General features: G+C 65.5%; 19 protein-coding genes and 1 pseudogene. 13 read left to right on the top strand and 7 right to left on the bottom strand.

The genetic code is table 11. The features are described from left to right. Positions 1-14: 14 nt before the first annotated feature. Positions 15-3,578 (bottom strand): ATP-binding protein, encoded by a 3,564-nt coding sequence (locus Q1W26_RS08340; RefSeq protein ID WP_300438369.1) that lies wholly within the window; start codon positions 3,576-3,578, stop codon positions 15-17. Between the two features lie 293 nt (positions 3,579-3,871). Between Q1W26_RS08340 and Q1W26_RS08335 the strand changes: the two genes are divergently transcribed. The 3 genes from Q1W26_RS08335 (at position 3,872) to Q1W26_RS08325 (ending at position 8,915) form a co-directional block, all read left to right on the top strand. Next, positions 3,872-4,975: an ABC transporter substrate-binding protein gene (locus Q1W26_RS08335; protein ID WP_300438366.1), complete on the top strand. Its 1,104-nt coding sequence runs from the start codon at positions 3,872-3,874 to the stop codon at positions 4,973-4,975. A gap of 33 nt (positions 4,976-5,008) precedes the next feature. Next, complete coding sequence (locus tag Q1W26_RS08330; RefSeq protein ID WP_300438363.1) at positions 5,009-6,814, top strand: bacteriohemerythrin; 1,806 nt, start codon at positions 5,009-5,011, stop codon at positions 6,812-6,814. A gap of 79 nt (positions 6,815-6,893) precedes the next feature. Beyond that, complete coding sequence (locus tag Q1W26_RS08325) at positions 6,894-8,915, top strand: Cache 3/Cache 2 fusion domain-containing protein (protein WP_300438360.1); 2,022 nt, start codon at positions 6,894-6,896, stop codon at positions 8,913-8,915. Positions 8,916-8,951: 36 nt separating this feature from the next. Here Q1W26_RS08325 and Q1W26_RS08320 read toward each other — a convergent pair whose 3' ends face one another. Further along, positions 8,952-9,395: a hemerythrin domain-containing protein gene (locus Q1W26_RS08320; RefSeq protein WP_300438357.1), complete on the bottom strand. Its 444-nt coding sequence runs from the start codon at positions 9,393-9,395 to the stop codon at positions 8,952-8,954. A gap of 161 nt (positions 9,396-9,556) precedes the next feature. Between Q1W26_RS08320 and Q1W26_RS08315 the strand changes: the two genes are divergently transcribed. From Q1W26_RS08315 to Q1W26_RS08290, 6 genes are all read left to right on the top strand, one after another. Beyond that, on the top strand, positions 9,557-10,759 hold the full coding sequence (locus Q1W26_RS08315) for an MFS transporter (protein ID WP_300438354.1): 1,203 nt from the start codon (positions 9,557-9,559) through the stop codon (positions 10,757-10,759). 105 nt (positions 10,760-10,864) lie between these two features. Further along, the gene (locus tag Q1W26_RS08310) at positions 10,865-11,179 is read left to right on the top strand and encodes a hypothetical protein (protein WP_300438351.1); all 315 of its coding nucleotides are present in this window, start codon (positions 10,865-10,867) and stop codon (positions 11,177-11,179) included. A gap of 53 nt (positions 11,180-11,232) precedes the next feature. After that, positions 11,233-12,075 carry a DUF692 domain-containing protein gene (locus Q1W26_RS08305; RefSeq protein WP_300438348.1) on the top strand — a complete coding sequence of 281 codons (843 nt, stop codon included), beginning with the start codon at positions 11,233-11,235 and terminating at the stop codon, positions 12,073-12,075. Next, a complete protein-coding gene (locus Q1W26_RS08300) occupies positions 12,072-12,809 on the top strand; it encodes a putative DNA-binding domain-containing protein (RefSeq protein WP_300438346.1) in 738 nt (245 codons plus the stop codon). Before Q1W26_RS08305 ends, Q1W26_RS08300 begins: the two co-directional genes overlap by 4 nt. Beyond that, the gene (locus tag Q1W26_RS08295; protein ID WP_300438344.1) at positions 12,806-13,390 is read left to right on the top strand and encodes a sigma-70 family RNA polymerase sigma factor; all 585 of its coding nucleotides are present in this window, start codon (positions 12,806-12,808) and stop codon (positions 13,388-13,390) included. The genes Q1W26_RS08300 and Q1W26_RS08295 overlap by 4 nt, the downstream gene beginning before the upstream one ends. Beyond that, complete coding sequence (locus Q1W26_RS08290; RefSeq protein WP_300438341.1) at positions 13,384-13,581, top strand: zf-HC2 domain-containing protein; 198 nt, start codon at positions 13,384-13,386, stop codon at positions 13,579-13,581. Before Q1W26_RS08295 ends, Q1W26_RS08290 begins: the two co-directional genes overlap by 7 nt. Positions 13,582-13,597: 16 nt before the next feature. Here the strand turns inward: Q1W26_RS08290 and Q1W26_RS08285 are convergent, their stop codons facing one another. Then, positions 13,598-15,511 (bottom strand): amidohydrolase, encoded by a 1,914-nt coding sequence (locus Q1W26_RS08285; protein WP_300438338.1) that lies wholly within the window; start codon positions 15,509-15,511, stop codon positions 13,598-13,600. Positions 15,512-15,623: 112 nt separating this feature from the next. After that, positions 15,624-16,037, bottom strand: coding sequence for a secondary thiamine-phosphate synthase enzyme YjbQ (locus tag Q1W26_RS08280; protein ID WP_300438336.1), 414 nt, complete (start codon positions 16,035-16,037; stop codon positions 15,624-15,626). Between the two features lie 81 nt (positions 16,038-16,118). On the opposite strand from Q1W26_RS08280, the gene Q1W26_RS08275 reads away from it, so the two are divergent. From Q1W26_RS08275 to Q1W26_RS08260, 4 genes are read left to right on the top strand one after another with little or no spacing between them, the layout of a single operon-like run. Then, positions 16,119-17,498 carry a DUF4062 domain-containing protein gene (locus tag Q1W26_RS08275; RefSeq protein ID WP_300438334.1) on the top strand — a complete coding sequence of 460 codons (1,380 nt, stop codon included), beginning with the start codon at positions 16,119-16,121 and terminating at the stop codon, positions 17,496-17,498. Further along, entirely contained in the window at positions 17,434-18,537 is a 1,104-nt protein-coding gene (locus Q1W26_RS08270) for a MoxR family ATPase (RefSeq protein WP_300438331.1), read from the top strand. Before Q1W26_RS08275 ends, Q1W26_RS08270 begins: the two co-directional genes overlap by 65 nt. Continuing rightward, complete coding sequence (locus Q1W26_RS08265) at positions 18,537-21,323, top strand: formylglycine-generating enzyme family protein (RefSeq protein WP_300438328.1); 2,787 nt, start codon at positions 18,537-18,539, stop codon at positions 21,321-21,323. The genes Q1W26_RS08270 and Q1W26_RS08265 overlap by 1 nt, the downstream gene beginning before the upstream one ends. Before the next feature lie 3 nt (positions 21,324-21,326). Beyond that, complete coding sequence (locus Q1W26_RS08260; RefSeq protein WP_300438325.1) at positions 21,327-22,247, top strand: formylglycine-generating enzyme family protein; 921 nt, start codon at positions 21,327-21,329, stop codon at positions 22,245-22,247. Between the two features lie 20 nt (positions 22,248-22,267). On the opposite strand, the pseudogene Q1W26_RS21495 reads toward Q1W26_RS08260, so the two are convergent. The 3 genes and pseudogenes from Q1W26_RS21495 to Q1W26_RS08250 all read right to left on the bottom strand — a co-directional run. After that, positions 22,268-22,423, bottom strand: a pseudogene (locus tag Q1W26_RS21495) (BrnA antitoxin family protein); the annotation flags it as partial. Between the two features lie 27 nt (positions 22,424-22,450). Further along, positions 22,451-22,825, bottom strand: coding sequence for a MarR family transcriptional regulator (locus Q1W26_RS08255; RefSeq protein ID WP_300438322.1), 375 nt, complete (start codon positions 22,823-22,825; stop codon positions 22,451-22,453). Beyond that, positions 22,822-22,971 (bottom strand): DUF6516 family protein, encoded by a 150-nt coding sequence (locus tag Q1W26_RS08250; protein ID WP_300438570.1) that lies wholly within the window; start codon positions 22,969-22,971, stop codon positions 22,822-22,824. The genes Q1W26_RS08255 and Q1W26_RS08250 overlap by 4 nt, the downstream gene beginning before the upstream one ends.

Here is a 22,971-nt window from a genome sequence, read left to right as displayed (position 1 = left end):
GCCGGACTTCGGTTTCAGGTGCAGGCGGGGTCTTCCAGGTGGTGAGTGATGTAGGCGTTGAGGTATTGATGGGCCAGTTCGAACTCGAAGTTGTCGATGGCCTCGCCGATCTGCCGCGCCTCGACGGGCTGCAGCGCCTCCAGCAAAGCGCCCTGGCTACGCCAGTGCGTGACGCTCAGGATGTCATCTTCTGCCAGCAGTGCGCCCAGTTCGGCCGCGAAGCGCCGGATTTTTTCCAGGCTGGCGCCCTTTACCTCATGGGGCGGCGGGGGGCTGCCCGGCTGCTGCTGTGCCTGCGCGATGCCCTGAATGAGCACCCCGAGCGCGGCCTCGAGTTCGTCAATCAGCGGCTGTAGTTGTGTACTCGTCTGCCCGAAGTGGTGGAGTGCGGCTTCGAGCGTGCTGGCGCAGTGGGTGACATCCAGCGCGCCAATCGAGGCGGCACTGCCGCGCAGGGTGTGGATGAGGCGCCTGGCCTCGTCGCTCCGGCCATCGGCCAGATATTGGCGCAGGTGTGCAGGATTGTTGCGGTGGGTTTTGGCGAACATGCCGATGACACGCCGGTAGCGCTCCACGTTGCCGAGCATGCCGCGAAGTCCGTCGGAGATGCTGAGCCCGGCGATGTCGGGCAGGGTGTCGGTCGGCGTGGCATGGGCCGTATCGGGCGCCATGCGGGGGTCGGGTGCCGGCAGCCAGCGCAGCAGCGCCTGGTAGAGCACGTCCGGGTCGACCGGCTTGGGCACGTGGTCGTTCATGCCGGCGGCCAGGCAGCGCTTGCGGTCTTCGTCGAAGGCGTTGGCGGTCATGGCCACAATGGGCACGGGGCCGACGCCAGGCAGGCCGCGAAGGCTTGTGCTGGCCTCCAGACCGCCCATGACCGGCATGCTCAGATCCATCAGGATCAGGTCGAAGTGGCCATGCTGGGCCTTCTCCACGGCTTCGCGGCCATCCTGGGCGAGTTCCACTTCGAGGCCGGCGTCCGTGAGCAGTTCGTGGGCGATTTCCTGGTTGAGCGGATTGTCCTCGGCCAGCAGCACGCGACGGCCGGTGCAGGCTGCAAGCAGTCGTCCGCGGGTGATTGCCGGGGTGTCGGCCGCATCCGCGCCACTGTTTCGGGCCGGGCAGGGGGCGTTGTCGCTGGCTGAAGCCTGGCCGGTGCCGAGGCGCAGTGTGATCCAGAAGGTGCTGCCGGCACCGGGCGTGCTCGTCACGCCGATTTCGCCGCCCATGAGTTCGGTCAGCCGCTTGCTGATGGCGAGGCCGAGGCCCGTGCCGCCGTATTTGCGGGTGGTCGAGTTGTCGGCCTGCTGGAAGGCCTTGAACAGCGAGGCCTGCTGGTTTTCGTTCAGGCCGATACCGTGGTCTTCGACTTCCAGGTGCAGGCCCACGGCGCTGGCGTCGCCGGAGGGGAGCCGGCGGGCGCGCAGGCTGACCTGGCCGCGCTCGGAAAACTTGATCGCGTTGGACAGGAAGTTGACGATCACCTGCTCGATGCGCACCGGGTCGCCGCGCAGCATGGCCGGCAGTTCCGGATCGATGGTGACGGAGAGCGCGAGGCCCTTCTGGCGGGCGCTCTCGCGGAGCAGGCCGGCGGCTTTGTCGAGGGTTTCGCGCAGCGGAAAGTCGATGGATTCGATGGTGATCTTGTCGGCCTCGATCTTCGACAGGTCGAGGATGTCGTTGATGATGCGCAGCAGGTGCCGTGCCGCGCCGCTGATCTTGGTGACGCGGTCGAGCTGTTGCGGCTCCCGGATCTCCCGGTTGAGTAGGTGTGACAGCCCGATGATGGCGTTCATCGGGGTGCGGATTTCGTGGCTCATGTTGGCCAGGAAGGCGCTCTTGGCGCGGTTGGCGCTTTCCGCCTCGTCGCGGGCCGCGGCCAGCTGGAGGGTGCGCTGCTCGACAAGCTCGGCCAGGTGGTGGCGGTGCTGCGCCAGTTCGCTGTCGAGCTGCTTGCGTTCGGTGATGTCGCGGGCAAGGCACATGACGTAGATCCTGCCGCCCCATTCGACGCGGCTCGACTTGACCTCGGCCGGGTAGGTGCTGCCGTCCTTGCGCCTGTGAAGGGTTTCGAACTCGCCGCCTTGCGGCCGCGTGGTGCGCACCATGGCCAGCAATTGCTCCTTGGTGAACCGGGATTCCCAGTCCCAGACATGGAGCCGGGTCATCTCGTCGGATGTGTAGCCGAGCATCGCCGCAAACTGCGGGTTGGCCTCGAAGACGCTGCCGTCATCGGTGAGGACAACGATGCCGTCACGGTCCATCTCAAACTGCGCGCGCCGGCGCGAGGCTTCTTCCTCGATCACTTTCTGGGCCTGGAGCCGGGCGCGCTTCTGGGCGCTCAGGGTGTCGAGGAGTTCGTTGAAGTGCCGGGCAAGCTGGGCGATCTCGTCGGTTTCGTCGTCGAGCCGTGCGCGGGCCTGGCCGTTGCCCAGGTGGATGGCGGTCATGGTCTCGGCCATGCTGGCCAGCCGGCGCGTGATGTCCCGCGCGCCGCGCAGGAAGGACAGCGACAGCGCCAGCATGGCGAGGGCCAGCAGGGCGGCGATGCTGCCGGTGAGCAGCCATTTTTCCTGCCGGAAGCGTTCTTCCGGGAAGCCCGTGTACAGCATGCCGACCCGCGTGCCCTCACCGTTCATGAGGGGGGCGTAACCGGCGATCTGCCAGCTGTCCACGACAAGGGCGCGCCGGGCCCACGGGATGCCCTTGTCGAGCACCTGCTCGCGCACCTCCGGGCTGGCGTGGGTGCCGATGGCGCGCTGGTTGTCCTGCCGGGTTACCGTCGTGGCGATGCGTACATCGTCCAGAAAGATCGTCGTGGTTCCGCCGCTTTCTCCGAAACTGGCGTTGATCGGAAAGACCACTTCGCGGATGCGGTCGATCATCGGCAGGTTGTTGTTGAGCAACACGCCGCCGATGAGGATTGCGTCCGGGTGGATGTTGGTGAGCGGGAAATGGGCCGCGGCATTGATCAGCAGGCCGCGCGTCTCGGTGGGCGTGGCGGTGGGGCTGTCCTGATCGAGCCGGATCAGCGCCCGTTCGGGCAGCAGGGGCGACAGGGCCGCCAGTTCGTCGGCATCGAAGCGGGCATATTCGACGGCTGCCACGCCGGTGTTGGCCTGTCGGTAGGCGAAGCTGGCCGGCAGCGTGCTGCCGGGGGCGAGGCCGGAACTGGAGGCGATGACCCTTCCGTCCTGGGTGGCGATGATCAGGAAGTCGAGGCGGGACGCGTCGGCGCGGGTCGCCAGCATCTGGTCGAGGGCGGGGGCGGCTTGCCGTGCCGCCTTTTGGCCATGGGCGGCGAGCAGCCGGGGCAGGCTTTCCGAGCGGATGATTTCTTCAATGTGCTGCAGGGTCTGGGTGCGCAGCTGCTCCATGTAGTTGTGGGCGCTGGCGAGGTTGCTGCGTGCGTTGGTCTCGAGCAGGGTGTCGAAACGCTCGCCGCCGAAAAACATCAGGATGCCGAGGATGATCGGAAAGGCGACGAGCAGCGGCGCCAGGCCCAGTGCCACCAGTCGCAGGCGAAGGGAGCCGCGCCAGCGACCTGGACGAAAGAGAGGCATGAAGCGGGGGTGCATGGAGAAAGTCCGTGCCGGGTTTTATGGCCTATACGGCGCTCAGCTTCCCGCCTTGAGCGGGGCGTGGGCAAGCTGCGGCAATGATTCATCAAAAATTACAATTTTGATATTATCACCACAAAATGAAAAATAATTCCGGCTTGTGACGGAGTTTGATTTTTCTCACACACCACGCGCGCTTCCCGGGTTTCGGGGGCGCGCCTGGCGGGGCGGGACTCAAGTTGGAGCGTTTTTTTGCCGTTGATCCGCGGCCTGCCCCGGTTTTTTGACTGAACAGACGGAACGATATGGCCATGTGGAAAAAGAGCGTGTGGGCGCTTGTGGCGAGCAGTGTGCTGCTTTTTGGATGTGGCCCGGAGGCGCCCTTGCGGGTGGGTTTCATCGGGGGGCTGTCCGACCGCAATTCCGACAACGGGCAGGCCGGCCACAATGGCGTGATCCTGGCGGTCGAGCAGGTCAACCGTGCCGGTGGCATCAATGGGCGCAAGGTCGAGCTTGTTTCCCGCGACGATGCGCAGAACCGCGAGACCGCCGCCAGATCGGCCGATGAGCTGGCCGCCGAGAAGGTCGAGGCGGTGATCGGCCCCTTTACCAGCGCCATGGCCGCGGCGCTGGTGCCGGTGCTGGCAAAAACGGACACGCTGGTGATCAGCCCCACCATCACCTCGATGGACTTCTTCGGCAAGGACGACAATCTCGTCCGCATCAATCGCAGCACCCGCGATAACGCCACCGATTACGCCCGCGTGCTGTTCGGTCGCGGCCAGCGGCGCATCGCGGTGGCCTACGACATCCGCAACAGGTCTTTCACCGAATCGTGGCTGAAGGAGTTCCGCAAGGCCTTTACGGATGTGGGCGGGACGCTGGCGGCCGAAGTGCCCTACGAATCGCGGCCCGACGTGGATTTCAGCGATGTGGTGGGCAAGATGCTGAAGGGGCAGCCGGACGGCCTTCTGTATATAGCCGGAGGCATCGACGTGGCGCGGCTGGCCCAGCAATCCCGCCGGCAGGCGCCGAAGCTGCCGGTTTCGGCGTCTGAATGGGCCGCCACCGAGCAGTTGCTCGAACTGGGCGGCAAGGTGGTGGATGGGCTGGTGATTGTCCAGAACTACAACCGTGAAGACGACTCGCCGCGTTTTCGGGCGTTTCGAGAGGCCTATTTCAAGCGTTTCCAGAAAAACCCGGGCTACAGTTCCGTGTCGGCCTACGACGCGGCAACGGTGCTGTTCGATGCCCTTCGCAAACGCGAGGCCGGCGAAACCGTGAAGGCGGCCGTGCTGCGCAGCGGACCCTACCAGGGGCTGCAGCAGCAGATCGTCTTCGATGCCAACGGCGATACGCAACGCAAGGTATTTTTTACCGAGATCAGCGAGGGGCGCTTCGTGTTGATCAAGTGAGACACCCCCCATAGGCGCAGTGGAACGAGAGCAATGATCGACACCATCGAAATTTTTCCCTGGAATGCCAATTTCGAGACAGGGATTGCCGAGATCGACAGTCAGCACCAGCGGCTGGTCGAACTGCTCAACCTGCTGGTCAGCCACCTGACCCAGCAGAGTGAAGCGCCGATGCTGAACGACATTTTTGATCAGCTCAAGGACTACACCGTCGTTCATTTTGCAACCGAGGAAGTCCTCTGGCACGAGGCCTTTGCCGGTGACGCATGGGAAACCGGACACCAGGCCGGCCACGCCGGTTTTGTCGAAGAGGTGCTGCGGCTGAAGGCTGAGGAGGGCGAAAAGCCCCTCGAGGAGGTGATCGAGGACATCGTGGGCTTTCTCACCCACTGGCTGGCCCTGCACATCATCGAATCCGACAAGCGCATGGCCAAGGCCGTGCTGGCCATTCGCGGCGGCGCATCGATCGAGGCCGCCAAGAAGACCGCCGACGAGCAGATGTCCGGCGCCACCCGGGCTATGGTTGAAACCGTGATGGCGATGTACGACAAGCTGGCCAACCGCACCTTGCAGCTGACCCGCGAGATCAACGGCCGCCGGCGTGCCGAGCGCGAACTGATGCGCGCCCACGCGGCCCTGCGCAAGGCCAAGGACGAAGCCGAGGCGGCCAACCGCGCCAAATCTGATTTTCTGGCCAGCATGAGCCACGAGATCCGCACCCCGATGAACACCATCGCCGGCGTGGTTCAGCTGCTGCGGCGCGAAGGGCTGCCGCCCCGCCAGGCAGAACACCTCAACCGTCTGCAGGACGCCTCGCAGCACCTGCTGTCGATCATCAACGACATCCTCGATCTGTCGAAGATCGAGGCCGACAAGCTCCGCCTCGAAGAAACCCTGCTCGATGTGGGTGAACTCGTCAGCGGTGTCGCATCGATGCTGCAAGACGCCGCCCAGGCCAAGGGGCTGGTGCTGAAGCTCGATATCGGCCCGCTGCCGGTGGGCCTGATCGGTGACGCGACGCGGCTGCGGCAGGCGCTGCTCAACTACGCCTCCAACGCGGTCAAGTTCACCGCCGAAGGCAGCGTCACCCTGCGCGTGCGCCTGGACGAAGACGGGTTGGACAGCGTGCTGCTGCGCTTCGATGTCGTCGATAGCGGCATTGGCATCGCCCGCGATTCACTGGCCCGGCTGTTTTCGAGTTTCGAGCAGGCCGAGACCGACACCACCCGCAAGTACGGTGGCACCGGCCTGGGCCTTGTGATTACCCGCAAGCTCGCCGGCTTGATGGGTGGCGAGACGGGAGCCGAAAGCGAACCGGGCGTCGGCAGCACTTTCTGGCTGACCGCGCGGCTCAAGAAGGGGCAGGTGGCGGCCGTGCCGGCCTCCCCGGCGGCACCGGAACTGGCGGAAACCATCCTGCGCCGTGATTTCAAGGGGGCTGCCGTGCTGCTCGTCGAGGACAACGAGATCAACCGCGAGATTGCCGTCGATCTGCTCGGCGAGGCCGCACTGGCCGTCGATACGGCCGCCGACGGCATCGAGGCCGTGGATATGGCCCGCAGCAAGGACTACGCGCTGATCCTGATGGACATGCAGATGCCGCGCATGGATGGCCTCGAGGCGACGCGCCTGATCCGCCAGCTGCCGGGCGGGCGCCGCATGCCGATTCTGGCGATGACGGCCAACGTCTTCGCCGAGGATCGCGCCCGTTGCCTGGCGGCGGGCATGAACGACTTCGTCACCAAGCCGGTCGACCCGGACGTGCTTTTTGCCACCCTGGTCCACTGGCTGCGGCAGCCGGCGATGCCCGCCACGCCGATTGCGCCGCATTCCGGCTGATCAAGAATCGTCCGGTGCGGACGTAATAAGTCTGTCCGAGGAACGTCCCGTTCCAGGCCCATGACGTATTACGCCCACCATGCTCAAAAAATTCACCCTGACCCAGCGCCTTATTGGCGGAATTGCTGTGGCCGTTACTCTGGCCTTCGGCACGCTTGTCACCATCTCAGTCCAGCAGTCCCGCCAAAGTGCCGTGGAGCAGGCCGAGCTCGGCATGCGTACCCAGCTCGACCTGGTGGTGACGATGCTCGATTACGCACAGGAATCCCTCAAGACCCGCGTCGGCGACATGCTGACCCTGCTGGAGCACGACCTGCCGGGCGCCGCCAGCGTGGGCGCCCCTGTCGTCACCGGCGCCCGCAGCCTGCCGCGCCTGCGTTTTGGCGAGCTGGAAGGCAACAACAACCCGGAATTCCTGGAGTCCTACCGCAAGCGCAACCAGGTCGATTCCGCATTCCTGGTGCGTGACGGCGATGCGCTGTACCGGGCCTCGACCCTGCTCAAGAATGCCGAAGGCCAATACCGGGTCGGCGAGTCGATCAAGGACGACTACGCGGCCATTGTTCTGCGTGGCGAGACCTACACCGGTACGCTCGAGCGCAACGGTCGCCGCTTCGCGCTGGGGGCCAAGCCGGTCAAGGATGCCAGCGGAAAGGTGATCGGGGCGATCACCGTGCGCATGGATGCAGAAACCAATATTTCCATGCTCAAGGACCGGTTGCGCAGCATTCCCGTCGGGCGTAGCGGTTACTTCTATGTGCTGGCCCTGCCCAGCGGCGATGCCAAGGAAAGCCGCGTGCTGTTGCATCCCGCGCTGGAGGGCAAGCGCATCTCCGAGCTGGACGCGGCGACGAGCCGTCCGGAGCTGGAAAAACAGATCGCCGAGCGCAACGGCGCCCATCGCTACCCGTGGGTTGATGCCTCCGGCCGCAAGCTCGAGAAGATCGCCATCTTCAAGGAGCAAAAGGAACTCGGCTGGATCGTTGCGAGCAGCGCCGAAATCGGCGAACTGACCGAAGGCAGCGATGCCCTGCGCAACATCCTGATCGGACTCAGCCTCGGCTTCGGCGTGCTGCTGACCGCCGGGATCGGCGGCTACACCTGGGTCAGCCTGCGGCGGCTCGGGCCGGTGGTGAAGGGCATCCACGCCCTCGCGGCGGGCGAACTCGGTCGCCAGTTGCCGTGCGATCCGGCCAGCCGCCACGAGGCGGACGTGATGGCCGTGGCCCTCAACGAAGCCAGCACCGGGCTCTGTGAGCTGATGGGCAGCATTCAGACCACGGTCGGAGGTGTCGAGGGCAATGCCACCCAGCTGGGTACGCTGATCCGTGCCGTGGAAGATGCGACGGACCGGCAGACCGAGGCCGCCGCCGGCATGTCGGCGGCCACCGAAGAACTCTCGGCGAGCATCGACCAGGTGGCCCACAACGCCGCCCACGCCTTGACGCTGACCCGCGAAACCAAGGCCGCGGTGGATGAAGGCCGCATGGCGGTGCAGGGCACCATCGGCGCCATGGAAAACTCCGCCACCAAGGTTGCCCAGGCGGCCGACAAGGTGCGAGACCTGGGCGAGCGTGGCCATCAGGTTCAGGACATTGCCGCGGTGATCCAGAGCATCGCCGACCAGACCAACCTGCTGGCCCTCAATGCGGCCATCGAAGCGGCCCGCGCGGGCGAGGCCGGGCGCGGTTTCGCGGTGGTGGCCGACGAGGTGCGCAAGCTGGCCGAGCGGGCCAAGAGTTCGGCCAGCGACATCAACGATATTCTGGGTTCGCTGCTGGAGCAGGTGAGCAGCGTGGCGGGCGACATTGTCGAGGCCTCGGACAACGCCCGCGACAGCGCCACACGTTCGCGCCTGGTGGAAGCGGCCCTCGCCAGCATCGAGCAGCGCTCCGCGCAAACAGTGGATGCGGTGGACCAGATCGCCAGCGCCGCCGGTGAGCAGAGCCGGGCCGGCCACGATATTGCCCACAAGGTCGAGGCCGTCGCCCACCTGGCCGATGCCATCAGCCGGCAGACCCGCGATGTGGATCAGCTGGCCATCGACCTGTCGGCCCAGGTGGCCGGGCTGGCCGATGCGTCGTCGCGTTTCCGGGCCTGACGCCCGGGGTGTGAACCTGGCCCGGCGCTTGCCGGGTCAGCGCTCGATGTTGAGATTGCGGCGCAGCACCACCGGCACGCCGCCGAGCTTCTTCTTGGCCATCCACTGGGCCAGCGCCGAATCCAGGTAGTCGGCGTGGCTGGGAAACCAGCGCGCCAGCTCCCCGGCAAATTCGCGGCCGATCTCCACGTCGCCGGCCTTGACCAGCTCTTCCACCTGGCGGGCCGAATCCATCACCGCGTCATGGTCGTCAATGTGGCAATCGCGGGGGGGAAAGTCGGTTTCCTCCATCCACGTCTTTTCCTGGCCAAAATGCGCCTCGGCATGCTCAATGAACGCGCGCATGGAGGCGGCCATGTCGGCGTCGGTGCAGGTCAGCAGGCGGTCGACGATGTCGACGAATTCCCGGTGGGTCTCGTCCATCGCCTCGTAGCCGAGCAAAAACGCATCGGTCCACGGCAAACCCTGTTGGTCGGTCATTTTGTGTTTACTCCTGGCATGTCATTCTTTCGCCCAGCCTGTCCGGGGGCGGTGCGCGGCGTAGGATAACCCGACTCCCCGCCTGCGGGTATTGTTCGTATTTCGATAGCAATCGGCACAATTGGCGTGCCTGGAAAAATAATGACCGGTGGATTCTCCGCATGATGCCCCCTCGTCCGAACGCGCCTGCCAGCGCCCGTTTGCCGCCCGGCATCTGGGCGCTGGGCTTTGTTTCGATGCTGATGGATATCTCCTCCGAGATGATCCACGCGCTGCTGCCGCTCTATATGGTCGGGGCGCTCGGGGCTTCGACGCTGGCGGTCGGCCTCATCGAAGGCATTGCCGAGGCCACGGCGTCGATCACCAAGGTGTTTTCCGGTGCGCTGTCCGACAAGCTCGGCAAGAGGAAGCTGCTGGCGGCCATCGGCTATGGTCTGGCGGCCTGCTCCAAGCCGGTCTTTCCGCTGGCGGGCAGCATCGGCTGGGTGGTGGCGGCGCGCTTTGTCGACCGCATCGGCAAGGGTATCCGCGGCGCCCCGCGGGACGCCCTCATCGCCGATCTGGCGCCGCCGGGCTTGCGCGGCGCGGCCTTCGGCCTGCGCCAGTCCCTCGATACCGCCGGCGCCTTCATGGGGCCGCTCATTGCCATCGGGCTGATGGCGCTGTTCGACGACGACATCCGGCGGGTTTTCGGGTGGGCCGTGCTGCCGGCCGTCGCCGCCTTCGCGCTGATCGTCTTTGCGGTGCACGACGCGCCCCATGTGGCGGCCGACGCGCCTCGCGCACCGCTGTCGCGGGCCGAACTGGCAAAGCTGCCGGCGGCTTACTGGTGGGTCGTCGGGGTGTCGGCGGTGTTCACGGTGGCGCGCTTCAGCGAGGCTTTTCTGGTGCTGCGGGCGCAGGAGCTGGGCGTGGCGCTGATGCTGATTCCGGCGGTGCTGGTGCTCATGAACGTGGTGTATTCGGCCACTTCCTATCCGGTGGGCCTGCTGGCCGACCGGGTCCATCGTGGCACCTTGCTGGCGCTGGGCTTTGCGCTGCTGGTGGCGGCCGACCTGGTGCTGGCGCTGGTCGACGGCCTCGTGGGCCTCGCGCTCGGCGTGGCCCTGTGGGGCCTGCACATGGGCATGACCCAGGGCCTGCTGGCGGCGCTGGTGGCGGATGTGGCGCCGGCGACGCTGCGCGGCACGGCCTTTGGCGTTTTCAACCTGGTGGGCGGCGTGGCGCTGCTGGTGGCCAGCGTGCTGGCCGGCGGGCTGTGGGACGCCTTCGGCTCCCAGGCCACCTTTTTCTGCGGCGCCGCCTTTGCAGCGCTGGCCCTCGCTGGCCTCGCAGTGCTTCGCCACCGGGTGGCGCTGCGCTGAAATATTTTTGGTCCGCCCTGTAATAAACACCCGGATGTCGCCGACTATTCGCCAGCACCTTCCATCCGGAACGGTGCTCATGCTGCCCCAACGGAGATGAAAATCATGAAAAAAACTGCTGCGATCACCGCCGTGCTGGCCTCCACCTTTGCCCTCGGCTCCGCCGCCCACGCCGCCGACAACCCCTTTGCCGCCACCGCCCTGTCGGCGGGCTACCAGCTCGCCCAGGCCGACACCAAGGCGATGGACGACAAGGCCACGGGCGACAAGATGCCCGGCAAGATGGGCGACGCCAAATGCGGCAGCGACAAGAAAGCCGCCGGCAAAAAGGCGGACGGCAGCTGTGGGGGCAAAAAGGCGGATGCCAAGTGCGGCGCCGATAAAAAAATGGACGCCAAGTGCGGTGGCGACAAAAAGTAATCCCCTGATTCCGGCAGGGCGGGCAAGCCCGCCCGCTGCCAGGAGCGCGCGACATGACTGAACACTGGCCCCGCGGCGCCGGGCTGGGGTTTCGCCGCGAGCTGCTGCCGGAACTCGAAGCCGGCGTGCCCGACGCGGTGGAGTTCTTCGAGCTGGCGCCCGAGAACTGGGCCGGCATGGGCGGTCGCTCGGCGCGGCAGCTGCGCGCCTTCACCGAGCGCTATCCCTTTGTCTGCCACGGCCTGTCGCTGTCGCTGGGCGGCATGCTGCCCCTGGATGTGGATCTGCTCAAACAGACCCGCGCCTTCATGGCCAGCCACGGCATCCGGCTGTACACCGAGCACCTGTCATGGAGCAACGACGCCGGCCAGCTCTACGACCTGCTGCCGCTGCCCTGCACCCATGAGGCGGTGCGCTGGACGGCCGCCCGCATCCGCCAGGCGCAGGATGTGCTCGGCATGCGCATCGGCATCGAAAACGCCTCGTTTTACGTGGCCCCGCCGGGCGCCGAGATGAGCGAGGCGGAATTCATCCGCGCGGTGGTCGACGAGGCCGACTGCCTGCTGCACCTCGACGTGAACAACATTCTCGTCAATGCCCGCAATTTTGGTTTCGATCCGCTCGGCTTCCTGCACCAGCTTCCGCTCGATCGCGCCTGCTACATCCATGTGGCCGGCCATCACACCGAGCCGGACGGCCTCGTCATCGACACCCACGGCGCCAGCGTGATCATTGATGTGTGGCGCTTGCTGGAAGCGGCCTATCGCCGGGCCGGCGTGCTGCCAACCTGCCTTGAGCGGGATTTCAACTTTCCGCCGCTGGCCGAGCTGGGCCAGGAAGTCGCGCAGATCGCCCGCCTTCAGGCGCAGGCCGGAATGACGAGGGCTGCGGCATGAGTGCGCCCACGCTGCAGGCCTTCCAGACCGCCTTCGGCCGCCGTATCCGGGCCGGCCGTCGGGCGCCCAAACCTGCCGGCGTGCCGGCCCGGCGCATGGCGGTGTATGAAGAACTGCTGTTCAACAATCTGTGTGGTTTTCTCGACCGCTGTTTTCCGGTGGCCCACGCCTGCCTTGGCGAAGTGCGCTGGAGGCGGCTGTGCCGGGCCTTCTTTCGCGACTGGCCGTGCCGCACAGCATGGTTTCGCGAAATCCCGCGGGAGTTCGTCGATTACCTGGGCGCTGCCTGCCGGGCGCCCCTGCCACGCTGGTTTGTGGACCTGGCCCGTTATGAATGGGCCGAGCTGGCGGTGGATGTGATGGACGTGGCGCTGCCGCCTGTCGGTGCCGCGGGCGATTTGCTGGATGGTGTGCCGGTGGTGAATCCGGCGTCCCTGCAGCTGGCCTTTGAATGGCCGGTGCATCGCATTGGCCCGGCGTTTCGGCCACGGCGGCCGCAGCCTTTCAACATGCTGGTGTATCGCGACCCGGACGACGAGGTCTGTTTCATGGAACTGAGCCCGGCCACGGCGCGCCTGCTGCAGGTGCTGGCCGCCGGGGCCCGCGGCCGTGACGCCATCGCGCAGCTGGCCCTTGAACTGGGCCGGCCGGCCGATGGGGCTTTTGTCGATTTTGGCCACCACAACCTGCAAGCCCTGCGCCACGCCGGCGTCATTCTGGGAGTACGCGCTTGACGTCTGCCGCCGCCGAATCGATTTCTGCTTTTCGCCCCCAGATGGTCAAGTTTGCCCGCCTGCAGTTGCAGGACGACGCGGCCGGCGAGGACGTGGTGCAGGAGGCCATCGAGGCGGCGCTGGCCGGCATCGACCGTTTTGCCGGCCGGGCGGCGCTCAAGACCTGGGTGTTCACCATCTTGCGGCACAAGATCGTCGACGCGCTGCGGGAGCGCAGCCGCACGGTGCAGGTGTCCAGCCTGGAGCGGGACGACGAGAGCATGGACGACACCTTCGATGCGCTCTTCAAGGCCAACGAGCACTGGCGCCCCGACAGCCGCCCGCGGCCCTGGGGCGACCCGCACGCGGCGCTGGAGCAGCGCCAGTTCTGGGAGGTGTTCGAGGCCTGCCTCGAAGTGCTGCCGGCGCGTACCGGGCGGGTTTTCATGATGCGCGAATTTCTCGGGCTGGAAACCGACGAGATCTGCAGCACCCTTTCACTCACGACGAGCCATTGCCACGTCATTCTTCACCGGGCCCGCGCCGGCTTGAGGCAATGCCTCACCCAGGGCTGGTTCGGCACGGAGCCTGCCGCATGCTGACCTGTAAAAAGGCAACCCGCTTGATGTCCGACAGCCTCGACCGTCCCCTCGGCCGCGGCGAGCGCTTCAATCTGCGCCTGCATCTGGTTTTTTGCCGCGGCTGCCGCGCCTTTCGGAGCCAGATCGGGTGGCTGCGCGAGATTAGCCACGGTTTTGCCCGCTGGCGCGGCGACGGCAACGGCAAGGATTAAGCCCGCCGCCGGCCGCTCAGCGGGTGATCGGCACGCCGCCGTCGGCGCCGCCAAACACGGTGACGCCTTCCTTGATCGTGCCCGTGACGCGGATTTCACCCAGTTTTTCAGGCGGCGTTTTGAGCGGATTGGCCGACAGGATGGCGAAGTCGGCCAGCTTGCCGGTGGCAATGCTGCCCTTGATCTTCTCTTCGCCCAGCTGGCGGGCCGGCAGCAGGGTGAGCGCCTTGAGGGCGTCCAGCGGGCTGAGCTGCTGGTCGTCGCCCAGTGGCCGTTTGATCGCCGCGGCCATCACGCCGAAGGGCGTCGGTGCGACGAGTGCCGGATCGGCGTACAGCAGCACCGCCAGGTCGCGGCGCTGGGCGCTGGCAGCCGGGGCAAAGCGGGCGCTGCGTTCGGTGCCGAGGGTGTAATCCTTGAGAACGGCTTCCGACAGCCCCAGGCGCTGGGGCGCAAAAGCCACGCCGATACCCAGCTCCTTCATCAGCTCGAGCTGGTCGTCGCGCAGGGTTTGCGCGCCCACCAGCAGCGGGCGGCGATCCTTGCCCGGATGCTTGCCGGCGGCCGCGCGAACGGCGCCGAGAAACTGGTCGATGGCCGCGTCGCCGTTGGCCTGCACCGCCAGCTGCCAGCCACCGGCGTAGGCGCGGGTGGCCAGATCCAGCGCAGTCTCGTCGCTGGCGCCGGGGTAGCCGGCAAACTGCGTGCGCTTGCCCGGCGGCGGTAACTGGTAAGGCTGGGTGAGCCAGGCGCTGCGGTCTTCGGCCACGCCATCGAGCGCGAAGGAAGCGCCGGCGAGGCGCAGGTGGCTCTTGTAATACTTCGGCCCGATCGACTTGTGGCCCTTGAGGGCGGTGCCGGCGCTGGCCAGATCGGCGTAGAAGGCCACGTCGAGCTTCAGCGTGCCGCTGTCGGCTGCCTGGGTGTAGTGGGCAAAATCGTCCGGCGTGGCGCGGGCTTCGACAGCGGTGGTGTAGCCGTTTTGCAGGTAAAGCGTCTGGCCCTGCTGGATCATCGCCTGGCGCTCGGCGGCCGGCACCTGCGGCAGGCTGCCGATCAGCGCCGCCGCGGCCGCGCCCTCGAGCACGCCGTCCGGCTCCTTCGAGCCCGGCCAGCGGCCGATGCTGCCGCCCGGCGGGTCGATGCTGTCGCGGGTGATGCCGGCCAGCTCCAGCGCCTTGCCGTTGGCAACAACCTGGCGGCCCGATTGGTGGATGACCAGCACCGGCTTGTCGCGGGACACCGAATCCAGATCGCTGCGCGACAGCGGGCGCTGCTCGCGCAGGCGGCTGTCGTCGTAGCCAAAGCCTATCGTCCAGCCAAAACGCTGGGCCAGTTCGCCCTTGCTCCAGTCGCGCAGGGCGCGGATAAGGCCGTTTACATCCGTCACCGGGCCTTCCGGCGGCGACTGCAACTGGGCCGCCACCGAGTACAAGCCCAGTCGCGACATCTGCCCCCAGGCATCGACAAAGCCCGGCACCAGCGTCTTGCCGGCCAGATCCACCACTTCGGTGCCCTCGCTCTTCCAGCGCGCCAGAATGTCCTTGCTCTTGCCCACCGCGATGATTTTGCTGCCCTTGACCGCCACGGCCTGCGCCAGCGGGCGCTTGTCGTCGAAGGTGATCACGTCGCCGTTGGTGAAGATGATGTCGGACAAGGGCGGCGGAGGCGGTGCCGGCGGAGTGACCGGCGCATTGGGATCGACCGGCGGCGTGCCCGCAGGCGCGGCCGCGGCCGGCGCCGCTGCGCTGGCCGCAGGGGCCGCGCCCGGCTTGACCGTGGCGGGCGTCGGCACGGCTGGCTTGACCACGGCCGGCGCCGCGACAACCGGTTTGGCCGCCGGGGCGACGGTCTGGGCGAGGAGCGCCGGCGCGGCAAAGGCGATGCCGGTGGCAACAGCCAGGCGGCTAAGGGTGAAAGCGGATTTCATGGGTGAGGCTCCGGAAAACGGTCTGGCCACAGGCGGCAAGGCCGCGCGGCGAACCCGCCGAGCATAGCACCCGCGCCGCCGTGCCCCTGTGACGGGCTTGGTGGTCGGGCGCTCAGCCGATCACCGTCACCACCACCCGCCGCGCATGGCTGCTGGCGCGGTGTTCCCACAGAAAAATCCCCTGCCACGTCCCCAGCAACAGCCGCCCGCCACCCACCGGCACCGTCAGCCCCACGTCCGACAACACGCTCCGCGCGTGTGCCGCCATGTCGTCGTCGCCCTCCAGATCATGCCGATAAGCCGCATCGCCATCCGGCGCAAGGCGCCCGAACACCGTCTCCAGATCCCGCCGCACATCCGGATCGGCGTTCTCGGTGATCATCAGCGAGCAACTGGTGTGCTGCACAAAGACATGCGCCAGCCCGGTGGCAATGCCGGACGCCCGGACCACCGCGGCCACGTCGGCCGTGATGTCGAGGGTAGCGCGGGGGCGGGTGGTGAAGGTGAGGAGGTGTTGGTGGGGCATGGGATTGGATTTGCGTATTCAACAGGTATGGCGGGTTGCGTGCGGCATCGGGTAATGTGAGCAAAAAAACAGGGATTCCGCATGATCGAAACACGGCAAGTCTATCTGTCATCGACGCTCAACGATCTTCAGGACGAGCGTGCCGCGGTGCGTGCGGCGCTTCAGCATAAATGCCTCGTCATCGAGAGCTACTCGGCCGACGAGCGGACGGTGCGAGAGAGTTGTCTGGCGGATGTCGCCAAGTGCGATCTTTACATCGGCATTCTTGGGCTCAGGTACGGGCATTGCCCTGATGGTGACCTGTCGATCACCGAACTGGAGTTCGACGAAGCGGTGGAGGGAAAGCTGCCACAGCTCATCTTCATCAAGAAAGGCAGCATCGACCAGAAATGGATCGATGCTGTGAGCAAGGAAAGTCCCCCGGAACGCATCGAGGCCTTTCTCAAAAAGGTGAATACTCGTGCGGTGGAGTTCTCCAGCGCAGCCGATCTGAAATTCCATGTCTTGAAGGCTTACACGGATTACGTCGAGCGTGTTGGCGATGGGGATGCAGAGTCGAGTACGCTTCGAGAGCAGCTTTCCACGCAAGCCGACCCCGCCCCGGATTCCGGCACCGAGCTGCAGCGCATGCTTGCCGATCGCCTCAACACATCGTGGAGCGAACTGGCTGTGCTGCCTGAGTTTTGCGGTTCAGTCGTTTTTTCCGGCCTGCCGAAGCCGCTCACCCCCAGGGGGGTATTCGAAGCCTGTTGTGGCGCCCCCGTGCCTGAGGATTTTCTTTGCGATCTCGGCTGGATGGCCAGCGACCAAGGCAAAATTCCTTCGACCCTGCGGCTTCTGCGTGAAAACCATGTTTATCGCGACACGGTCAAGCTGATGACCCTGGTGGGTGGGGAGGCCTTCGTAATCAGAGGGCCCCATGAAGTTACGCTCAACAAATACGAGCCGCTTGATGGCGATGATCCGCGAATCGTTGCGGTGCTGGCTGCCGCCTGCATGGGGTTTGGACTCAAACTTTCGCCAGGCCTGCCGGAGCCGGTTAATTTCTTGCGTCTGCCGGTCGAGGAGTTCGGGCACCGGCAGGGCGTTGAACTGGCCGAGGCCGAGATCGCTGCAACGGTAAGGCGCAAGCTTCACCTGAAGGCCGCTCAGCTACAGTTTTCACCGGGAACCGGTTTGGCTGAAGGCGGTTACAGTAAAAGCGTCGTCAAGGCTCGACTACGCACACTTCTCAACGAGCTCAAATTTCGCCTTGTCATTGTCGCGCCCGACGGAAGCCCCATGCGGGATGAAGACCGGGCCCGCACAGTTCTGCAAGACTTCAACGTGCCAACCCTGTTCAAAGGCGTTCCACGTGCTGCTGTCCACGATCTCATGGCAGAACTTTCGAGTCTGATTGCGCCCCTCCTCGACGGCACCCTCTCTACGCCCGATCAAGGTACGGCGGCAAACGACGCCTGATCTGCCCTTATTCCTTCGAAAGCCCAAAATGACGTTTCCCACTTCGCCCTTCAGCACGCTCAAGCCCGGTCAGGTGCAGGATTTGTTGCCCACAGACTCCCAGTCGGCGTCCTGCCATCAGTGGTCGCAGGAAGAAATCGATGCGATCACGCTGGCCTACGCGGCCCGTCGGCCCTTGCTGGTGCGCGGCGAGCCCGGCACCGGCAAGACCCAGTTGGCGAGAGCCGTGGTCGCGTCTCAGGCGGATTGGGCTCTTCACGCTGAAACCATCCATCCCCGTTTCGAGCCCCATGAACTGCTCTATCGCTTCGATGCGATCAAGCGTCTGGCGGACGCCCAGATCGGGCCGGCAGAACTTGAAAAGAATGAACAAAATTATTGGCGACCGGGCGTCTTGTGGAAAGCCTTCGGCTGGGTGTCGGCAAAGCCCTATCTGCCGAAGGCTGAAAGTGAGAAGCAGCCGAAAGCCCACGTCGTTCTCATCGACGAGATCGACAAGGCCGATAGCGACCTGCCCAACAGCCTGCTGGAAATCCTGTCCCAGCGCAGCTTCACCATCGAGGCCTTGGGTAAGGTGATCGGTGGGCCGGGTGTCGATGCGCCCCTCGTGGTGATCACCACGAACGAAGAGCGGGAGCTGCCGGCTGCCTTTCTGCGCCGTTGCGTGGTCTTGAGCCTTGAGCCCGACGCGGACTACCGTAACTGGCTGGTGAAGCGGGGTGAGGCCCACTTTGGCGAGCGCGCAACGGAAAACGGGCTGCGTGCCGAGCGCCTTCCGCGCGGTTTGCTCGAACTGGCGGCCGACCAGCTTGTCGCCGACCGGAGCAAGGTCAAGAAGGCCGGCTTGCCGCCGCCGGGTCTGGCTGAATATCTGGACCTGCTCTACGCCGTGCTGGAGCTTTTTCCCGACAATCCGAAAAGGCAGCGGGAATGGGTCAAGCGCCTGTCGGCCTATGCCTATCTCAAGCATGGCATCGTCGAAGGGCATCCTGACCTGTCCCAGCGACGTGAAGGGGTAGCGGCCGGGAAGTCGTTCTGATGGGTATCCGAAGCGTCGTCGGGCGCGCCGACCTGCTTCGAGCCTTGGTGATCAGCCACGGGCCGGACGTTAAATCCCTCGATGCCCAAACGGCCGAGCGGTTTGGCCGCTTGCTGTGCATGCAGTTCGGTGATGACAAAGCGCCTGTCGAAGACGAGCGGACGACCGTTGTTGTCGAACCGCCCGACGACGCGCCAGAGCCCGAAATCCCGGTCGACACCGAGCCTGATGAGGGTGCTCCGCAGCTGCGTGCACGCCTCCAGGCCCGCCTGTTTGCGCTACTTGAAGCCCATGCCCTTGAAGGTCGGCAAGAGCCGGGCGCCGACGGCGACCTGCGCCCCCTCACCGCTGCTGATTGTGCCCCCAGATTGACGGGCGAGGCACCCCACCTGCCATTGGTTGCCCGCCCCCGCCTGTGGCCCGCACTCCGACGTTCCCTCGCCTGCCCCCGCCCGGCACAGATCGATGTAGCGATGCTGGTGCGCAGGCTGGCCCGTGGCGAAACAGTCCGGCGTCTGCCCCGGCGCATGAGCCGCAACTGGGGCGGCGAACTCGTTGTGGTCATGCAATTTGCCGATCGTCTGCTGCCCTACGAGGATGACTACGACAGCATCCTGCGTGAAGTCCAGCGGCTTCACGGCGATGGCGGTTTAAAGGTCTGGACGGTGGACGACTCGCCATTTGAACCTTGCACGGTGCAGCGAGGGCTGCAGGTGCTCCGGTCCGTACCCAGGGACATCCCCGTTCCGCCACCCGGTACCCCGGTGCTGATCCTGGGTGATCTGGGCCTTTTGTCCGGCAGCTCGATTGTTGAGGATGAGTGGCGCGAGTTCTGTCGAACGCTCGAGGAGGGCGGAGCCCGGCCGGTTGCCTGGCTGCCCCTCTCTGCCCGGCGGGTGTCATCGGAGATGAGCCGCCACGGGCGCATGTATTGCCTTGGGGCGGATTCCGACCTGCGCCCTGTCCGGCCCTCGCGGGGGAGACGCGGCGGGCTTGTCGATGATCTGCGCGAAACCTTGCTCGCCTGCATGGCGTGCTGTGTGCGGGTCGAGCCGAAGCTTTTGCGCGCCCTGCGTCGGCTGCATCCGGCCACGGCCGCCGAGCCCGGACTGGAAGCGCTGGTGTGGTCCCATTCTCCTGTTGTCGTTGCCGGAACCCAGGTCTGCGAGATCGACAGGGCGCATGTGGTTCGCTACCGGAAGGAATTTGAGGCCCTGCCTGCCGCCATCCAGATCGAGGTTCTGCTGTGCATCCTCCATCATCACGCCTGGACCGGGCGCTCGACGGAATGTGCGGAAATCCTCATCTGGCAGGCTCATGCCCGTCCCGAGGCACGTCAGGCCGTGTCGCCGGAGATTCTGCAGGAGGCGAGTCGCTGGTTCCGGCGCATGGGGCGCTTTCCCTACCAGGGGCCAGGCGATCCCGTTTCGTTCTCCCGCGACCTGCTCACCCGGCATCAAACCGACGCGACCTGGATTGCCACCCAATCCCGTCTCCTCGCCCCGTTATGGGCACTCAGCGGGGCCGAGACGGTGCCTTACGGCTTCAACCCCGCGGACATCGCCGCAGCTCGCCGCAGCCGGTCGTTGCAAACGGAAGCGCAGCCGCTCGCGCTGGTTCAGCACAACGACCGCCTCTACCTGCGCCCCGACCGGGGCGACCAAAGCCGGTGGCCTGTCGTGTCGAGCGGGGGCGGCGTCGGCTGGTCGGAGCGTCGCGAGCGTATTGGCCGTTGGCTGGAATTCCATGGCGCGGCCGTCGAGCTGCCGCGTAGCGGCGACCCGGGGCTCTCCGAATTCTGGCTGACCGCGGACAAAGGTCTGTTCCGCTTCGGCGCCCTATCGCGCCCGCTCTGGGCGCAGGAGTTCGGGCGAGATATTCATGGGCTGTATGCCGATGCCGACATCGCCGGGGCTACCCAGCGTTTCCGCTACATTGAGCCGGGCGAATTTGTGATGGGATCGCCGGACACCGAGCCGGAGCGCTTCGACGACGAAGGCCCGCAGCATCGGGTGTGTTTGACGGAAGGCTTCTGGCTGGCGGAGACCGCGTGTTCGCAGGCAGTGTGGGGAGCTGTGATGGGGAGTAACCCGAGCCAGTTCAAGGGCGATCCGCTGAAACCGGTGGAGAGGGTGAGTTGGGGCGACGTGAGCGAATTTCTGCAAAAGGTGGGCGAGTTGCTGCCGGGGGTAAAGGCGGAGCTTCCGACGGAAGCGGAATGGGAATACGCTTGCCGGGCTGGAACGGAGACAGCCTTCAGCTGGGGCGATGGGATTACGTTGGCGCAGGCGAATTACGATGGCCGAAAGGCTTACGCCGAGGGGCCTACTGGCGAGTACCGGAAGAAGACTGTGCGTGTGAAATCCTTCGCGCCGAACGCTTGGGGCCTTTACCAGATGCATGGCAACGTATGGGAATGGTGTGCGGAGGGGATGCGCCCCTACGATGGCGAGGCTCAAGAAAGTCCGCGGGGCGAGGCGGGCGACTCGGAAGATGCCCCGCGTGTCGTGCGCGGCGGTTCCTGGTTCGACGGGCCGTGGAGGCTTCGCGCGGCATACCGCCGCCAGGGCCCCCAGGATGGGCGCAACGACGGCTTGGGCTTTCGCGTCTCCCTGAGGTTCATGAGCTCGGCCGAGGGCTCGCTGTGCCTGCCGGGGGCAGCAGTGGCCCCGGATGCAGGGGATGAGCCCGTCGCTAGCCCAGCGACGATATCGGAGAAGCTAAAGAGCACCGTCAGGAAGTTTTTGGGTTTCGATTCAGCCAACGACACGCCGAATAAGAAATAGCTTATGCAAGCGCCTAAACCCACCCCTGATATTGCCTATCCTCCCGAAACCCGGCGCCGGCCGCCAGAGTTTCCGCCGGTTTTTGCCCGTGCTTGGGGAGATGACCGTTACGGTTTGTGGATTGATGTGGTTATCGGTGGGCCGTTGCAGCGCTTTCGCTGGATTGAGCCGGGCGAGTTCGAGATGGGTTCGCATGAGACCGAACCTCAGTGCAGCTTCGACGAAGGTCCGCCGCATCTGGTGCGTTTGACGGAAGGTTTCTGGCTGGCGGAGACGGCATGCTCGCAAGCGGTGTGGGAGGCCATGATGGGAGGCAATCCAAGCCACTTCAAGGACGACCCTCAGAATCCGGTGGAGCGGGTGAGCTGGGACGAGGTGAACAGGTTTCTGAAAAAGGTGGGCGAGATGCTGCGAGGGGTGAATGCGGTGCTTCCGACGGACGCAGAGTGGGAATACGCATGCCGTGCCGGAACGAAAAAGGCTTTTAACTGTGGCAGCCGAATTACGCCGGCGCAGGCGAACTACGATGGTCGCGATGCTTATGTCGATGGTTCGACCGACGAGTGCCGGAAGAAGACTGTGCCGGTGAAATCCTTTGCACCAAACGCTTGGGGGCTTTACCAAATGCACGGCAACGTATGGGAATGGTGCGCAGACGGAATGCGGCCCTACGATGGTAAGGCACAGCAGAATCCGCGGGGCAATACAGGGGATGCTTCCGATGCACCGCGAGTCGTGCGCGGCGGCTCTTGGGGCCTTGAGTGGAGGTGGCTTCGTGCTGCTTACCGCGACCAGTGGCGCCGGGACTGGAGCCTCGACGACCGGGGCTTTCGCTTCTCCCTGAGGCCCAGCAGCCCTGCTGGGACGCTGAAGCGGGGGGGCGGCCCCGGAGGGGCCCGCCGTTCAGCCACGGGACGGGGCTGAAAAGGCTGAACGGCACCCCGTCAATTCCAAGCCAGATCCAGCTTCCGCCCGCTACTAGCGCAATTACGCAGGTAAAGATTGATCAAACTCTGGTAAGGGATGCCGGTTTCTTCGGACATGGCCTTGAAGCAGGCGATGGAATCCTCGTCGAGCCGGATCGTGACGGATTTTGTGTTGGGCGGCGTTGCGTCTTTGCCGTGTGTTCAGGCCGCTGCCAGCAGCGACGCATCGACCCGCACGAGCACGTCGTCCCACGGCACGCGCACCCGCGCTGCTTCATCCTTTTCCACCAGCCCGTGTTCGATGAGCTTTTGCACGTCGGTGTGCACGTTGGAGTAGTTGCGCGAAAGGGCTTTGGCGACCGCGTAGATCGACATCGGGCCGGCATGTTTGATCTCGCGCAGGGTGTCGAGACGGCGTGGCGGGAGTTCGGCCAGCAGCTGGGTGGCGCTGGCGAAGTTGAGGTGGTAGTCGCCCGCCTCCGGATCGATTCCTGCTTCGAGCTGGTCGGCGAGCGCGAGCAGGCTTTCGCGGGTTTTGGCCCAGTTCGATATTCCGATGATTGCCCGGTTGGTCATGGTTTTTCTCCTGTCAGTGCGTCCACGTCGGCAAGAAAATCGCGCAGCGTGTGTGCCAGCGACACGAAGGTGAAAGGCACTTCGGTTTCATGGGCGCCCATGTGTTTGTGGTCGCCCTTGCCGGCTTCGTTGTCGTAGCGAACCAG

This window comes from Zoogloea sp., from assembly GCF_030157465.1.
In the GTDB taxonomy this organism is placed as follows: domain Bacteria; phylum Pseudomonadota; class Gammaproteobacteria; order Burkholderiales; family Rhodocyclaceae; genus Zoogloea.
This window is presented reverse-complemented; position numbering and strand designations above follow the sequence as displayed.

Coding starts and splice junctions, on each gene's coding strand:
- Q1W26_RS08325 (WP_300438360.1), top strand. CDS start 6,894: ATGCTCAAAAAATTCACCCTGACCCAGCGCCTTATTGGCGGAATTGCT.
- Q1W26_RS08320 (WP_300438357.1), bottom strand. CDS start 9,395: ATGACCGACCAACAGGGTTTGCCGTGGACCGATGCGTTTTTGCTCGGC.
- Q1W26_RS08280 (WP_300438336.1), bottom strand. CDS start 16,037: ATGCCCCACCAACACCTCCTCACCTTCACCACCCGCCCCCGCGCTACC.
- Q1W26_RS08305 (WP_300438348.1), top strand. CDS start 11,233: ATGACTGAACACTGGCCCCGCGGCGCCGGGCTGGGGTTTCGCCGCGAG.
- Q1W26_RS08300 (WP_300438346.1), top strand. CDS start 12,072: ATGAGTGCGCCCACGCTGCAGGCCTTCCAGACCGCCTTCGGCCGCCGT.
- Q1W26_RS08290 (WP_300438341.1), top strand. CDS start 13,384: ATGCTGACCTGTAAAAAGGCAACCCGCTTGATGTCCGACAGCCTCGAC.
- Q1W26_RS08335 (WP_300438366.1), top strand. CDS start 3,872: ATGTGGAAAAAGAGCGTGTGGGCGCTTGTGGCGAGCAGTGTGCTGCTT.
- Q1W26_RS08275 (WP_300438334.1), top strand. CDS start 16,119: ATGATCGAAACACGGCAAGTCTATCTGTCATCGACGCTCAACGATCTT.
- Q1W26_RS08310 (WP_300438351.1), top strand. CDS start 10,865: ATGAAAAAAACTGCTGCGATCACCGCCGTGCTGGCCTCCACCTTTGCC.
- Q1W26_RS08265 (WP_300438328.1), top strand. CDS start 18,537: ATGGGTATCCGAAGCGTCGTCGGGCGCGCCGACCTGCTTCGAGCCTTG.
- Q1W26_RS08260 (WP_300438325.1), top strand. CDS start 21,327: ATGCAAGCGCCTAAACCCACCCCTGATATTGCCTATCCTCCCGAAACC.
- Q1W26_RS08340 (WP_300438369.1), bottom strand. CDS start 3,578: ATGCACCCCCGCTTCATGCCTCTCTTTCGTCCAGGTCGCTGGCGCGGC.
- Q1W26_RS08255 (WP_300438322.1), bottom strand. CDS start 22,825: ATGACCAACCGGGCAATCATCGGAATATCGAACTGGGCCAAAACCCGC.
- Q1W26_RS08315 (WP_300438354.1), top strand. CDS start 9,557: ATGATGCCCCCTCGTCCGAACGCGCCTGCCAGCGCCCGTTTGCCGCCC.
- Q1W26_RS08330 (WP_300438363.1), top strand. CDS start 5,009: ATGATCGACACCATCGAAATTTTTCCCTGGAATGCCAATTTCGAGACA.
- Q1W26_RS08285 (WP_300438338.1), bottom strand. CDS start 15,511: ATGAAATCCGCTTTCACCCTTAGCCGCCTGGCTGTTGCCACCGGCATC.